At 76.0% G+C, this 13369-nt stretch carries 13 protein-coding genes, 1 tRNA gene and 1 riboswitch; of the genes, 6 read left to right on the plus strand and 8 right to left on the minus strand.

Annotation, left to right across the window (positions count from 1 at the left end; all coding sequences use genetic code 11):
* Positions 1-30: 30 nt before the first annotated feature.
* Both AB0B41_RS11185 and AB0B41_RS11190 read right to left on the minus strand, forming a co-directional pair.
* Positions 31-1227: a cytochrome P450 gene (locus AB0B41_RS11185; protein WP_358201577.1), complete on the minus strand. Its 1197-nt coding sequence runs from the start codon at positions 1225-1227 to the stop codon at positions 31-33.
* 33 nt (positions 1228-1260) lie between these two features.
* The gene (locus AB0B41_RS11190) at positions 1261-2364 is read right to left on the minus strand and encodes an FAD-dependent oxidoreductase (protein WP_358201580.1); all 1104 of its coding nucleotides are present in this window, start codon (positions 2362-2364) and stop codon (positions 1261-1263) included.
* Positions 2365-2688: 324 nt separating this feature from the next.
* On the opposite strand from AB0B41_RS11190, the gene AB0B41_RS11195 reads away from it, so the two are divergent.
* Together AB0B41_RS11195 and AB0B41_RS11200 are read left to right on the plus strand one after the other, a co-directional pair.
* Positions 2689-2877 (plus strand): hypothetical protein, encoded by a 189-nt coding sequence (locus AB0B41_RS11195; protein ID WP_358201582.1) that lies wholly within the window; start codon positions 2689-2691, stop codon positions 2875-2877.
* Between the two features lie 451 nt (positions 2878-3328).
* Positions 3329-3997: a 4'-phosphopantetheinyl transferase superfamily protein gene (locus AB0B41_RS11200; RefSeq protein WP_358201584.1), complete on the plus strand. Its 669-nt coding sequence runs from the start codon at positions 3329-3331 to the stop codon at positions 3995-3997.
* A gap of 1 nt (position 3998) precedes the next feature.
* Here the strand turns inward: AB0B41_RS11200 and nhaA are convergent, their stop codons facing one another.
* Positions 3999-5339 carry a Na+/H+ antiporter NhaA gene (nhaA, locus tag AB0B41_RS11205; protein WP_358201586.1) on the minus strand — a complete coding sequence of 447 codons (1341 nt, stop codon included), beginning with the start codon at positions 5337-5339 and terminating at the stop codon, positions 3999-4001.
* Positions 5340-5379: 40 nt separating this feature from the next.
* Between nhaA and AB0B41_RS11210 the strand changes: the two genes are divergently transcribed.
* The 3 genes from AB0B41_RS11210 (at position 5380) to AB0B41_RS11220 (ending at position 8350) form a co-directional block, all read left to right on the plus strand.
* A complete protein-coding gene (locus AB0B41_RS11210; RefSeq protein WP_358201588.1) occupies positions 5380-5919 on the plus strand; it encodes a thioredoxin domain-containing protein in 540 nt (179 codons plus the stop codon).
* A 230-nt stretch (positions 5920-6149) separates the two neighbouring features.
* Positions 6150-6884 carry an AraC family transcriptional regulator gene (locus tag AB0B41_RS11215; protein WP_358201591.1) on the plus strand — a complete coding sequence of 245 codons (735 nt, stop codon included), beginning with the start codon at positions 6150-6152 and terminating at the stop codon, positions 6882-6884.
* Between the two features lie 38 nt (positions 6885-6922).
* Positions 6923-8350, plus strand: a complete 1428-nt coding sequence (locus tag AB0B41_RS11220; RefSeq protein WP_358201593.1) for a DNA polymerase IV — start codon at positions 6923-6925, stop codon at positions 8348-8350.
* A 52-nt stretch (positions 8351-8402) separates the two neighbouring features.
* On the opposite strand, the gene cobT is transcribed toward AB0B41_RS11220, so the two are convergent.
* Both cobT and AB0B41_RS11230 read right to left on the minus strand, forming a co-directional pair.
* On the minus strand, positions 8403-10124 hold the full coding sequence (gene cobT / locus AB0B41_RS11225) for a nicotinate-nucleotide--dimethylbenzimidazole phosphoribosyltransferase (protein ID WP_358201596.1): 1722 nt from the start codon (positions 10122-10124) through the stop codon (positions 8403-8405).
* On the minus strand, positions 10121-10510 hold the full coding sequence (locus tag AB0B41_RS11230; RefSeq protein ID WP_358201598.1) for a hypothetical protein: 390 nt from the start codon (positions 10508-10510) through the stop codon (positions 10121-10123). Before AB0B41_RS11230 ends, cobT begins: the two co-directional genes overlap by 4 nt.
* A gap of 31 nt (positions 10511-10541) precedes the next feature.
* A riboswitch (cobalamin riboswitch) is annotated at positions 10542-10734 on the minus strand.
* Positions 10735-10895: 161 nt separating this feature from the next.
* On the opposite strand from AB0B41_RS11230, the gene AB0B41_RS11235 reads away from it, so the two are divergent.
* Positions 10896-10971, plus strand: a tRNA-Gly gene (locus AB0B41_RS11235).
* A gap of 7 nt (positions 10972-10978) precedes the next feature.
* On the opposite strand, the gene AB0B41_RS11240 is transcribed toward AB0B41_RS11235, so the two are convergent.
* The 3 genes from AB0B41_RS11240 to AB0B41_RS11250 form a co-directional block, all read right to left on the minus strand.
* The gene (locus AB0B41_RS11240; RefSeq protein ID WP_358201600.1) at positions 10979-11563 is read right to left on the minus strand and encodes a histidine phosphatase family protein; all 585 of its coding nucleotides are present in this window, start codon (positions 11561-11563) and stop codon (positions 10979-10981) included.
* Positions 11560-12777: a uroporphyrinogen-III C-methyltransferase gene (cobA, locus tag AB0B41_RS11245; RefSeq protein WP_358201610.1), complete on the minus strand. Its 1218-nt coding sequence runs from the start codon at positions 12775-12777 to the stop codon at positions 11560-11562. The genes AB0B41_RS11240 and cobA overlap by 4 nt, the downstream gene beginning before the upstream one ends.
* A gap of 158 nt (positions 12778-12935) precedes the next feature.
* The coding region (locus AB0B41_RS11250; RefSeq protein ID WP_358201602.1) for a cobalamin biosynthesis protein at positions 12936-13369 on the minus strand (434 nt) is incomplete at its 5' end.

Below are 13369 nucleotides of genomic sequence, written 5' to 3' on the forward strand. Positions count from 1 at the left end.
TCCCTCCGTTGTACCCGCCCCGTCCCGGTTTCAGGCGGGTGCGCCGAGCCGCACCGGCAGCTCCGTGAGGCCGCGGATCAGCGTGCTCCGCCGGTGGGTCAGGTCGTCCGCCGCCAGATCGAGCTCCGGACGCGCGGTGAGCAGGCTGCGCAGCGCCACCTCGCCCTCGATCCGGGCCAGCGGGGCGCCCAGGCAGTGGTGCAGGCCGTAGCCGAAGGCGAGGTGCCCGCGGTCGTCGCGGGTCACGTCGAGCCGGGCGGCATCGGTGAACCGGGCGTCGTCGCGGTTGGCCGCGGCGATCCCGAGCATGACGACGGCGCCCTCGGGGATCGTCGTCCCCGCGACCTCGACGTCCTCGGCGGCGAACCGGACCGGCGCGTTGGTGACCGGCGAGTCCCAGCGCAGGAACTCCTCGACGGCGTTCGGCCACAGCTCCGGCTTGTCGGCCAGGATCTCGCGCTGCTCGGGATGGGTGAGCAGGCCGAGGACCCCGTTGCCGATCAGGTTGACCGTGGTCTCGTGGCCGGCGATGAGCAGCAGCATCGCCATGGCGACGAGCTCCTCCTGCGACAGCGCGTCCCCGTCCTCGTCCGAGACCTGGGTCAGCGCGCTGAGCAGGGCGTCGTCCGGCTGGGTGCGCTTGCGGTCGATCAGCCCCGCCAGGTACTCCGACAGCTTCTGCGAGGCGGCGAACTTCTCGTCCTGCGGCGACTCGTCGATCATGGTCGACGACCAGCGGCCGAAGTCGTCGCGGTCCTCCGCCGGCACCCCGAGCAGCTCGCAGATCACCCGGACCGGCAGCAGGAAGGCGTACTCCGCCATGACGTCCACGGTGCCGTCGGCGGGCAGGGCGGCGAGCAGGTCGTCGGCGATCTCCTGCACGCGCGGGCGGAGCTCGGACATCCGCCGGGCGGTGAACGAGCGGCTGACGAGCTTGCGCAGCCGGGTGTGGTCCGGCGGGTCCATCAGCAGCATCATCGGCGTGGGTGCGGCCGGCATGGCGGCGCGCTGGTCGGCCGGCAGGGTGTAGCGCCAGTCCTTGGAGAACCGCGCGTCGACGAACGCGGCCCGCGCGTCCTCGTACCGGGCGATGATCCACATCGGGCCGTCGGGCAGGTCCAGCCGGCGCACCGGCTCGTCCGCGCGTAGATCGGCGTAGGCCGGATAGGGATCGCTCCAGAACGGCCCGTCGAAGAGTTCGCGGCCGGAGGTGGTGGTCGGCGCCATCCCCCCATCGTGCCGCAAGAAGTGAGCGCGCGCTTACAAGCGTGACGGAGACACCTGCCCCGGCCGGACGGCGACGTCCGCCGGCACCGGGGTCCCCGTCACGACGGCCGCCCCGAGCGCGGCCAGTGCGGGCGCCGACTCGATCCCGGAACCGCCCTGACCTGCGAAGAAGTGGAATCCGGGGAACTCCGGACGAGCCCCGACGACCGGGTCGCGGTCCGGCGCGAAGGTCCGCAGCCCCGCCCAGGACGTACGCACCGAGCGCAGGCCGAGGTGCAGCGCCTCCTCGACCCGCTCGAGGGCGAGGGCGACGTCGAGCTCGTCCGGACGGGCGTCGCCGGGCTCGGCGGGGGTCTCGTCGCCGGGCGAGAGCAGCAGGGTCTCGCCCTCGGGCTTGCAGTAGAAGCGCTCGGCGGCGTCGATCAGCATCGGCATGCCCGCGGGCAGCGTGCACGGGCAGATCGCGATCGTGCGGCGGTACGGGGTGAGGCCGGCTGTCGGCACCCCGGCGAACGCGGCGACGACGTCCGCCCACGACCCGGCCGCGTCGACGACGTCGGGTGCGGTCCACGTGCCCGCCGGGGTCTCGACCCGCCACGCGTCGCCGGTCCGCGTGATCGCGGTGACCCGGGCGCCCTGCACGACCCGGCCGCCCCGGCGGCGCAACCCGCGGACGTAAGCGCCGTGCAGGCCGATGGCGTCGGCGTCCGCGGCCGACTCGGTGATCGCGCCGGTGCGCACGTCCCGCAGGCCGGGGCAGGCCTTCGCCGTCTCCGCGCCGGTCAGGGCGCGGGGGCCGTCGGGTTCGGCGGCCCACTCGGCCAGGAGCTGCTGCAGCGCGCGCTCGCCGTCCTCGTCGGACGCCGCCCAGACGACGGTCAGCGGCCGCAGGAACGGCGGCGCCTCCAGCTCCTCGGCCAGGGCGGCGAAACGCGGCGCGCTCGCGCGGATGAGCGCGCGGAACACGGCCGTGCCGTGGCCGGGGATGTAGGTCGCCGCCGAGCGGCCGGTCGAGTGCACCGCCAGCGACGACTCGGCCTCCAGCAGCAGCACCGAGCGGTGCGCGGCGATCTCGTAGGACACCGAGGCACCGGCGATCCCGCCGCCGATCACGATCACGTCCGGGGAGCCGTCCACGAGGGTCACCGTAATTCGGTCGCGGCCCGCGGGAGGTGTCCCTAGGGTTTCGGCCATGGACCTCATCACCCTGTGAGACGCCGCGGCGGTTCTCCTTCCCGAGACCGCCGCCCGTTCCCGGCGCAGCTGTCGCGCCGACCGGTTCCTGTCCGTCCGGGCCGCCCCGCAGTGGCCGGACGTCCTCCCTCCTCGGATCGCGCGGGTGTTGCGGCCCGCGATCCCGGATCCGCCCGCCGCTCGTGCGTCGGGTGGCGAGCCGTGATCCACGGGAGGACGCGCACACCGCCCCGCGGGGCGGCCCCTCTTCTCCTCCAGGAGGTCCTCGTGCGAGCACGTGACACCAGCCAGACCCCGACCCAGCCCACCAACCGCGCCGCCCGCCGCGCCGCCGCCAGCGGGAAGACCTCGCGGGCCGCCGGCTCGGACGCGCCGCGCACCCTCGCCCGGATCGGCCGGGCGAGCACCACCCCGGTGCACTTCCGCACCGATTTCGCCGCACGTCGCAGCGGCTGACACCGCGGCGGGGCCGGCCACTCCTGGGCGCCGGCCCCGCCGCACCCTCACGTGGGGGGATCGCCGGAGGGGAGCGGGACCGCTCGACCGCGGCTCCCGCTCCCCTCCCACCGACCACCCCGTCCCGCGAGTCGGCACTTACGGCACCGCGAGTCGGGACTTCCCGCACCGCGAGTCGGGACTTCCCGCACCGCGAGTCGGCCGTTTCGGCACCGCGAGTCGGCACTTCCAGCACCGCGAGTCGGCCGTTTCGGCACCGCGAGTCGGGACTTTCAGCACCGCGAGTCGGCCGTTCGGCACCGCGAGTCGGGCTCCAGCCCCCGCGAGTCAGGCTCCAGCCCCCGCGAGTCGCGCCCTGAACTCCCGCGGGTCGCACCCCACCCCCACGCTCCCGAGGCGTCGACCTGCGGTGCACCGACCGCTGTGGCGCGGTCCCGACTACGCTCGGCCCGTGCCGGACGTCTGGTGGGCCCGACCCGTCGACCCCTCGTCGGCGCCGCAGCTCGTCGCGCTGCTCGACGCCCACGAGCGCACCCGGCTCGCGGCCTTCCGCCGCCCCGTCGACCAGGCCCGCTACCTCGCCGCGCACGCCCTCACCCGGCTCCTGCTCGGCGCCCGCCTCGACGCCGACCCCGCGGGGATCGCCCTCGACCGGACCTGCCGCTGCGGCAAGCCCCACGGCAAGCCGCGCCTGGCCACCGGCACCGCGCCCGCCTTCTCCCTGACCCACTCCGGGGACTTCGTCGGCGTCGCGCTGAGCGACGACGGCCCCGTCGGCCTCGACGTCGAGGAGGTCCGCGCCCTCTCCGACCTCGACCGCCTCGCCGAGCACGCCCTCTCCCCCGTCGAGCGCACCCGCCCGCCGGCCGACGCCCGGGCGTTCCTCACGATCTGGACCCGCAAGGAGGCCCTGCTCAAGGCCACCGGCGAGGGTCTCGCGAGCCCCATGGACGCGATCACCCTCGGCCCGACGGGCGCCGTCGAGGCCTGGGCGGACGGGCCCGGTGCGGCCTGGGTCGTCGACCTCGAAGCCGGTCCGGACCATCCGGCCGCGCTGGCCGGACTCGGCGCCGCGGCCCCGCAGGTCCGGGTCCACGACGGCGCCACCCTGCTCCGCTGAGCTACTCGACCGGCCGCCACGGCCGCGGCGGCAGCGTCGGCAGCCCCGACGGCGAGCACTGCCCGCCGCGCTCCCCGGCCAGCCGGAACACCAGCCAGCCCACCAGGGCCGCGAGCACCGACCCCGTCAGGATGCCGATCTTGGCCTCGCTGACGAGGAGCTCGTCGTCGAGCGCGAGCTCGGTCACGAACAGGGCGACCGTGAACCCGATTCCGGACAGCCCGGCCCCGCCGAAGATCTGGCCCCAGCGCAGGGTGTCCGGGACTCGTCCGATGCCGGTGCGCAGCGCCACCCACGTCCCGATCGTGACGCCGATCGGCTTGCCCAGCACGAGGCCGACGATGATGCCCCAGGTCAGCGGCGAGGCGAACGCGGCGGTGAGGGTCTCGCGGTCGAGCACCATACCGGCGTTGGCCAGCACGAACAGCGGCACGATCACGTAGCTCGACCAGGGCTGGATCCTCAGCTGCAGCCGCTCGTTGGGCGAGACCGCCTCCGTGACCGCGGCCTGCGCGGCGAGGGCGCGCTCGGGCGTCGGGTCCAGGATGAACGTCTTCCCGACGATCAGCGCGCGCTTCATGTCCTGCCGGCGCGGCCCGTAGGCGTTGACGAGCAGACCCAGCGCCACCCCGACGACGCTCGGGTGCACCCCCGACGCCAGCACGGCGACCCACATGACCACGCCGATGACCGCGTAGAAGGGCGTGCGCCAGAACCGGGCGAACCGCAGCGCGAGGAGCGCGACGAAGAGCAGGATCGCGAGGAACAGCGCGAGGACGTTGACCTGCGCGGTGTAGAAGACGGCGATGGCGATGACGGCACCGATGTCGTCGACGATCGCCAACGCCAGCAGGAACACCCGCAGCTGGTCGGGGCAGCGCGGGCCGACGAGCGCGAGCACGCCGAGCAACACCGCGGTGTCGGTGGAGATCGTGATGCCCCACGCGTTCTGGGCGGTCGTACCGGCGTTGAAGGCGAGGAAGACGAGCGCGGGGACCACGAGCCCGCCGATCGCCGCGGCCGCCGGCGCCGCGACCGCCCGGAAGCCGCGGAGCTCGCCGAGGGTCATCTCGCGCGCGATCTCCAGCCCGACGCTGAAGAAGAACAGCACCATCAGGCCGTCGTTCACCCAGTGCCGCAGGTCCAGGCTCAGCGACCACTCGCCCAGGTTCATCGACAGCTGGGTGTGCCAGAACGTCTCGTAGCCCAGCGGGAGGTTCGCCCAGAGCAGGGCGATCACCGCCGCCGAGATCAGCATCACCGCCGAGCCGGACTCGGTGCGGAGGAACTGCCGCGCGGCGCGGGAGAGCTCCCCCCGCTCGGATAAGGTCGTCACGGCCACCGGATCATCCTGCCCGGAGGCCCGACGCGGACGCGAGGAGGTGGGCGAAATCGGGCAGCTCGATCCGCCGCTCGGAGCGTACGACCACGTGGCCGGGCGGGTCGACGCGCCGCTGGCGCTGGTGGAGTACGGCGACTTCGAGTGCCCGTACTGCCGCGCCGCCGCACCGGTGATCGAACAGGTGCGGGAGCGGCTCGGCGCGGAGCTGCGGTTCGCCTTCCGGCACTTCCCCCTGCACGAGCTGCACCCGCACGCGCTGGCCGCGGCCACGGCGGCGGAGATGGCGGCGCTCGAGGGCCGATTCTGGCCGATGCACGACAGCCTCTACGCCCCCGGCCCACCCCGCCTCACCCAGGCCGACCTGCGCGACCACGCCGTCGAGGCGGGGGTGAACCCGGACCGGGTGGTGTGGCCCGCGACCCGGCTGGTCGAGGACCGGGTCGAGGCGGACTTCAATTCCGGGGTGCGCAGCGGGGTGCGCGGCACCCCCACGCTGTTCGTCAACGGCGAGCAGTACCGCGGGGAGGTCAGCGTCGACCGGTTGGTCGCCGCGCTCACCTCGGTCCCGTCCGACTCCTGAGTCTTCCCACGACGGGCGGCGGGCGTGTGGTCGCGACCCGCGGCAGCCTCCTGATCACGGTCCGGGACCGGAGCAAGACACATCCGGCCGTGGACGTCCGATCCGGCGATCACCGCGAGCCGCTCGCCACCCCGATCTCGCCCGCCGCCGTCGCGGCCGGTGATCAAATCGCTGCGCCGAGTAGGCGACCGGCGTCGTCGCACCGGGGGGAGGCTTCTACCCTGGGTCGCGTGACCGCGCCCTCCGACTCCCCGCACCGGGGGATCCGCGCGGCCGGGGACCCGCCGGCCACGCGGGCGTTGGCGCCGGACGAGCCGTTCACGGTCACCGGCGACTCCCTGGTGCTCTGCGGCGTGCTGGACGGCGGTCTCGCGGAACCCGACCTGGCCCGGGGCGGCGCGGTGCTTCTCCGCCGGGTCGCACCGGTCCGTGCCGGGCGGGCCGGGGCCCACGTCCTGGTCTGCCGCTACGACGCCCCGTCCGTGCGCGGGCTGCCGGACCTCGCCGTGGTGCCCGACGGGGTGTGCCCGGGCCTGCTGGCGCGGGTGGCCGCCGACGGCCCGCCCGTCCTGCGGGAGCGCCTGCTCACGGCCACCCTGGCCTGCTGGTTCGCCCGTCCCCACGGCGCGGAGCCGACCTGGTTCGCCGACCCGGTCGTCGGGCCGGCCCTCGCGGCGATCGAGGACGACCCGGCGCGCCCGTGGACGGTCGCGGACCTCGCCGCCGAGGCCGGCGTCGCCGCGACCGACCTCGCCGCGCGGTTCCGCACGGTGGTGGGCGTCGCCCCGCTGGCGCACCTCCGGCAGCGCCGCATGCGGCTGGCCGCGGAGTACCTCGCCGAGCCCTCGGCCACGGTCGCCGCGGTCGCCCGCCGGGTCGGGTACGCCGACCCGTTCTCGTTCAGCGCCGTGTTCACGCAGGAACGCGGGGTCTCGCCGGCCGAGGTCCGCGGATCGCGGGTCTGACGCAGGAGGCTGTCGGTCCCGACCGTCACAATGGCGGGGTGAGCCGGTGGGTCCTGCATCTCGACATGGACGCGTTCTTCGCGTCCGTCGAGCAGCTCACCCGGCCGACCCTCGCAGACCGGCCGGTCCTGGTCGGCGGCACCGGCGGCCGTGGCGTCGTCGCGGGGGCCAGCTACCAGGCGCGGGTGTTCGGTGCGCGGTCGGCGATGCCGATGGGCCAGGCGCGCCGGCGCTGCCCGCACGCGACCGTCCTGCCACCGCGGTTCCCCCTGTACAAGGTGATCTCCGAGGAGGTCATGGCGGTCCTGCGCGAGGCCGCGCCCGTGCTGGAGCCGGTGTCGGTCGACGAGGCCTTCCTCGAACCGCCCGCGCTCGCCGGTGCGTCCGCCGCCGAGGTCGAGGCGTTCTGCGTCGCGCTGCGGGCCGAGGTGCGGGCCCGGACCGGGCTGCCGGCGTCGGTCGGGGCGGGCTCCGGCAAGCAGGTGGCGAAGATCGCCTCGGAGCTGGCGAAGCCGGACGGGCTGACGGTCGTCGCGCCCGAGGTCGAGCGGGAGGTCCTGGACCCGCTGCCGGTGCGGTCGCTGTGGGGCGTGGGTCCGGTGGCCGAGGCCGGGCTGCGCAAGGTCGGGATCGAGACGATCGGCGCCCTCGCCGCGATGGACGCCCGCGAGGTCGCCGGGGTCCTCGGCTCCGCGGTCGGCGCCGAGCTGCACCGGCTCGCCCGCGGGATCGACGAGCGACCGGTCGCCCCGCGCGGCGCCGCCAAGCAGATCTCGGCGGAGACCACGTTCGAGCACGACCTCACCGCGATGGACGACGTCCTGCGCGAGGTCGGGCGCATGACGGCGGCGGCCCACCGCCGGCTCGTCGTCGACGGCCGGGCGGCGCGCACCGTCACGGTCAAGGCGCGCAACGCGGACTTCGAGACCCACACCCGCTCCGAGACCACCGCCTTCGCCTCCACCGACCTCGCCACGCTCACCGCGGTCGCGCAGCGCCTGGCCCGCACCGCGGTGCCGGAGGGCGGGGTGCGGCTGGTCGGGGTGTCGCTGTCGGGGCTCGCGGAGAGCCCACCGCCCGCGCTGTTCGAGGCCGTCCCGTCGGCGTCGGGCTGGACCACGGCCCCGCCCGCGGAGCCTGCGGACGACCTCGGGGCGGCGGACACGGTGCTCACCGTCGAGACCTCGGAGGAGGCCCACCCGGAGCCGGGCACCGAGTTCGGGCCGCGGCCGGGCGGCCGGCACGGACCCCGTGACCCGGCGAGCCCGTGGCGGGCGGGGGACGACGTCGCCCACACCGAGCACGGTCACGGCTGGGTCCAGGGCGCGGGGCACGGGCGGGTCACCGTGCGGTTCGAGACGCGGGCGACCGGGCCGGGTCCGGCGCGGACCTTCGCCGCGGACGACCCGGCGCTCTCCTTCGCCGACCCGGTCGAGAGCTGGCGGCTGCCCTCACCGGCCCACTGACCGCGTGAGCCCGCCGAAGAGGCGCATCATGGTTCCATCACGCTTTCGCCCCTCACGCGTCCTTGTCCGCCACCCCCGCGGCGTCGAAGGTGGCGACGTCGGCCAGGGCCCGCGCCGCTCCCTGCACCACCGGCAGGGCGAGCAGCGCGCCCGTCCCCTCCCCCAGCCGCATCCCGAGGTCGAGCAGCGGGTCGAGGCCGAGGTGCGCCATCGCGATCCGGTGCCCCGGCTCGGCGGAGCGGTGCCCCGCGACGCAGGCCGCCACGGCGTCGGGGGCCAGGACCGAGGCGACGAGCGCGGCCGCCCCCGCGTTGACGCCGTCGAGCAGCACCGGGACGCGCAGCGCGGCGGCGCCGAGGACGAACCCGGCGATGCCGGCGTGCTCGAGGCCGCCGAACGCGGCGAGCAGGCCGAGCCCGTCGGCCGGGTCCGGGGTGTGCCGGGCCAGCGCCTGCCGGACGACCTCGGTCTTCCGGACGAGCGTCTCGTCGTCGATCCCCGTGCCCCGCCCGGTCGCGTCGGCCGGGTCCGCCCCGGTGACGGCACAGATCAGGGCGGCCGCGGCCGTGGTGTTGGCGATGCCCATGTCACCGGTGATCAGGCAGCGGTTGCCGGCGGCGACCAGGTCCCGCGCCACCTCGATGCCGGCCTCGACCGCCCGACGGGCCTGGTCGCGGGTCAGCGCCGGACCGGCCGTCATGTCCGCGGTGCCCGCCGCGACCCGGCGCGGGAGCAGCCCGGGCACGGGGTCGAGGGGCGCCGCGACGCCGACGTCGACCACCTGGACCTCGGCGCCGAGCTGGCGGGCGAACGCGTTGACCACGGCCCCGCCGGCCAGGAAGTTCCCGACCATCTGCGCCGTGACCTCCTGCGGCCACGGGGTCACGCCCTGCGCGTGGACGCCGTGGTCCCCGGCGAACACGGCGACGGCCGCGGGCTCGGGCACCGCCGGCGGGCACTGCCCCGCGATCCCGGCCAGCCGCACCGCGAGGTCCTCGACCCGGCCGAGCGAGCCACGCGGCTTCGTCATCCGGTCGAGCCGGTCCCGCGCCTCCGCCTCGGCGGCGGCGTCGGCGGGCCGGATCGCGGCCACGGTCTCGTCGAGCAGGGTCATCGCCACCTCCCCGGGCAGCGCCCGGTCTCCGTACCGCTCCTGGTGCACCGACCACCGCAGCGGGCGGCGACGGGCCCAGCCCGCACTCGCCAGCTCCGGCTCCGGCGCGAACTCCCGCACGTGCCCGACGCACAGGTACGCCACCACCTCGACGTGCGCGGGCAGCCCGAGCAGGTCGGCGAGGGCGCGCAGGCCGGCGTCGTCGAAGAAGCTGACCCAGCCGACGCCGAGGCCCTCGGCGCGCGCGGCCAGCCACAGGTTCTGCACCGCCGAGGCCGTGGAGTGCCCGGCCATCTCGGGCCGCCCGTATCGGCCGAGGACGTGCCGGCCGCCGCGCGTGGGATCCGAGGTGACGACGACGTTGACCGGGGTGTCGAGCACCGCCTCCACCTTGAGCGCGCCGAAGGCCGCCGCCCGGGCGCGGGGCAGCGAGGCGGCGAACGCGGCCCGCTGCGCGGCGACGAGCCCGGCCACGCGCTCACGGGTCGCCCGGTCGCGCACCACGACGAAGTCCCAGGGCTGCGAGAACCCGACGCTCGGCGCGGCGTGCGCGGCCTCGAGCACGCGGCGGAGTGCCGCGTCCGCGACCGGCTCGTCCGGCAGGAACCCGGTCCGGACGTCCCGACGACCGTGGACGATCTCGTAGAAGTCCCCGGTCACCACGGCATCGGGCTCAGCCGCGGCGGGACGAGCGAGACGCCGGGCCGCGCGACCGCCTCGATCCCGGCGACCCGCAGACCGTCGAGCAGCGCCCGGCAGGCCGGGTTCGACGCGGGGTCGCCGGGCACGGCGAGCACCACGCGCGCCGCCCCCAGACCGATCGCGTCGGCGACGGCGGCGGCCGCCCCGGCCAGGTCCGGCAGGCGTTCGACGCGCCAGGCCTCGGCGTAGAACAGGACCGTCGACTCGACGTCAGGCGTGGTGAGGACGGCGTCCGCGGCGGCGAGCAGGTCGGCGCCCTCGGCCGCGTCCGGGTCACCCCCGCCGGCACCGAGGACCGTCACGGTGGGGGTGCGCGCAGCGGTGTCGCGACCGTCGCCGGTCATCCTGGCCTCCTCGAGGGTCCGCGCCCTCATCGTCGAAACCTGCGACGGCGGCGAGTGTCCTGGCTCCCGGATCGACGCGCGTGCCCCGGCCTTCCCACCCCCGCGGGGCAGTGGCCATCGGGCGGGGACGCGCTCCCCGGTCACAGTGGCGGGACCGCACCGGATTCACACCGGCTTCCTCCACTGCCGTCGCCCACGACGACACCACGCCGCGGGCGGAGAAGCAAGCCGCCGGGCGTCACACCCGGTCGACCGGTGAGGCCCCATACCGCACCGGCCCGTCGCGCTGGGTGATCACCCCCTGGTCGGAGGGCCTCCCGAGGTGCGGTACTGTGGTCGTCGTCGGAGCGAACAGCCCGGCGGCCCCGGGCGACCGGGTGCAGATGCGGACGTAGCGCAGTTGGTAGCGCATCACCTTGCCAAGGTGAGGGTCGCGGGTTCGAGTCCCGTCGTCCGCTCCACGACCTCTCAGCGGTGCGGAGCCAACTCCTCCGCCCGCGCCCACCTCCCCCGCCCGACCGGCCGCAGCTCGACGACCGTGCCGTTGGCCGGGACCTCCCGGGGCGCCTCCTCGACCCCCAGCCCGCAGGCGGCGGCGACGAGGGCCCGCAGCGTCTCGCCGTGGGTGACCAGCACGAGCGACCCGGCGGCGGGCAGCGCGCGCAGGACCCGGCCGGCTCGCGCGTGCAGCTCGCGGCCCGTCTCGCCGCCCGGCGGGGCCCAGTCCGGCTCCGCACCGGCCAGCGCCCCGGCGCACTCGGCGGCCGGGCGACCCTCCCACTCGCCGTGCGACTGTTCGCGCAGGCCGGGGCACTCGCGCACCGGCAGGTCGAGGACCCGGCCCACCACGGCCGCTGTCTCGGCCGCCCGGCGCTGCGGGCTCGTGAGGACCAGCGCGTCGGTGCCGACCGGCAGCGCCTCCGCCGCGGCCCGCGCCTGCGCCCGGCCCCGCGCCGTCAGCCCGACGTGCGCGGTGCGGCCCTGCAGCAGCCCGGCGGCGTTCCAGGTGCTCTCGCCGTGCCGGACCAGGTGCAGCACCGGCGCGGTGCTCACCGCTGGGCCACGAGCCCCGCGACCGGCCCGATCACGACGATCGCCGGCGGGCTGATCTCCTGCTCCTTGACCTGCACCGCGACCGTGCCGAGGGTGGCGCGCAGCGTGCGCTGGATGCGGGTGGTGCCGTCCTGGATCACGCCGACCGGGGTGTCCGCGGGCCGGCCGTACTCGATCAGCGCGGCGGCGAACTGCGCGATCCGCTCCACGGCCATCATCAGCACGACCGTGCCGCGCATCCGGCCGAGCGCCTGCCAGTCGACGAGGCTGCGCGGGTCGTCTGGCGCGACGTGCCCGGACACCACGACGATCTCGTGCGCCACCCCGCGGTGGCTGACCGGGATCCCGGCGACGGCCGGCGCGGCGAAGGCGCTGGTGATGCCGGGGACGACCGTGACCGGCACGCCGGCCTCGGCGCAGGCCTGGACCTCCTCGAACCCGCGCCCGTAGACGAACGGGTCGCCGCCCTTGAGCCGCACCACGAACTTCCCGGCCCGCGCGTGCTCGATCAGCAGCTCGTTGATCCGCTGCTGGGCCATCGCGCGGCCGTACGGGATCTTGGAGGCGTCGATGACCTCGACGTCCGGCCCCAGCTCCTCGATCAGGTCCCGCGGGCCGAGCCGGTCGGCCACCACCACGTCCGCCCGGGAGAGCAGTCGCCGCCCGCGGACGGTGATCAGCTCGGGGTCGCCGGGCCCGCCGCCGACCAGCGCGACGCCCGGCAGCACCGGGTCGGCCGAGTCGGGCACCACGCCCGCCTGCAGGGCCTCGACCAGCGCGGTCCGGACCGCGGCCGAGCGGCGGTGCGCGCCCTTGGCGAGGACGCCGACGGTCAGGCCGTCGTACTCCCCGGTCGCCGGGGTGACGGCGGTGCCGAGGCGGCCGTCGTCGGCGCGGACGCAGAAGACGCGGCGGCGCTCGGCCTCGGCGCCGACCACGGCATTGACCTCGGCGTCGTCCGTGCAGGCGATGGCGTACCAGGCGCCGTCGAGGTCGCCCTCGGCATAGCGGCGCGGCGTCCAGGTGATCTCGCGGGCCGAGGCCATGCCCTCGACGGCCGGGGTCACCTCGGGCGAGACGACCTCGACGAGCGCCCCCGACGCGATCAGCCGGGAGACCCGGCGCTGCGCGACCTGGCCTCCCCCGACGACGACCACCTTGCGCCCGGCGAGCTCGAGGCCGACGAGGTACTGGTCGTGCTGGGTCACGTGCAGGTCCTTCCGCGGATCGCCCCGGCGGGCTGGTCGTGGGCCGGCGCGCCCTGGAGAGAAGGTCGCGGGACGCACCCGGTGTCGCCCCGGGCTCCCTGTCGCCGACCGCGGAAGCATAACGAGCCGACGATCGGAGCTGAACGGTCCCGCCCGGGGGACGCCTATCCCGATGGGGAGTTCCCGCTGGTCAGGGAGGTGTGCTCGACGCGGGCGGCGGCGACCGTCACATCCCCCACGATCGTCTTGGGCACGACGAGCCGCGGCTGCACACCGAGCTCGGACGCCACCAGGAGGGCCGCGGCCTCGGCCACGGACGGCGTGCCGACCGCCTCGTCGACCCACGCACTACCCGGCACGGCGACTCCCGCCAGCGCTCCGGCGGGCCGCACCTCGAGCCGCGCGGGCGCGATCGCGTCGAGGATGCCCTGCTCCCCTGCCTTGGCGTCGACCGAGGCGTAGACGACGTCGGCCTCCGCCCCGACCACGTCCCGCACGACCTCCAACGCCGCCCGCACCGCCGCCCCCGACACCCCCCGCCGCGCCCCGATGCCGACCACCACCCGTGAGTGGCGACTGCCCCTAGAGGGGCAGTCGC

This window comes from Pseudonocardia sp. NPDC049154 (genome assembly GCF_040648315.1).
Classification (GTDB): Bacteria; Actinomycetota; Actinomycetes; order Mycobacteriales; family Pseudonocardiaceae; genus Pseudonocardia.

What these genes read in the sequence shown, in the direction of transcription:
- AB0B41_RS11230 (WP_358201598.1), bottom strand. Translation starts at nt 10,510, where the DNA reads ATGACCGGCGACGGTCGCGACACCGCTGCGCGCACCCCCACCGTGACG.
- AB0B41_RS11185 (WP_358201577.1), bottom strand. Translation starts at nt 1,227, where the DNA reads ATGGCGCCGACCACCACCTCCGGCCGCGAACTCTTCGACGGGCCGTTC.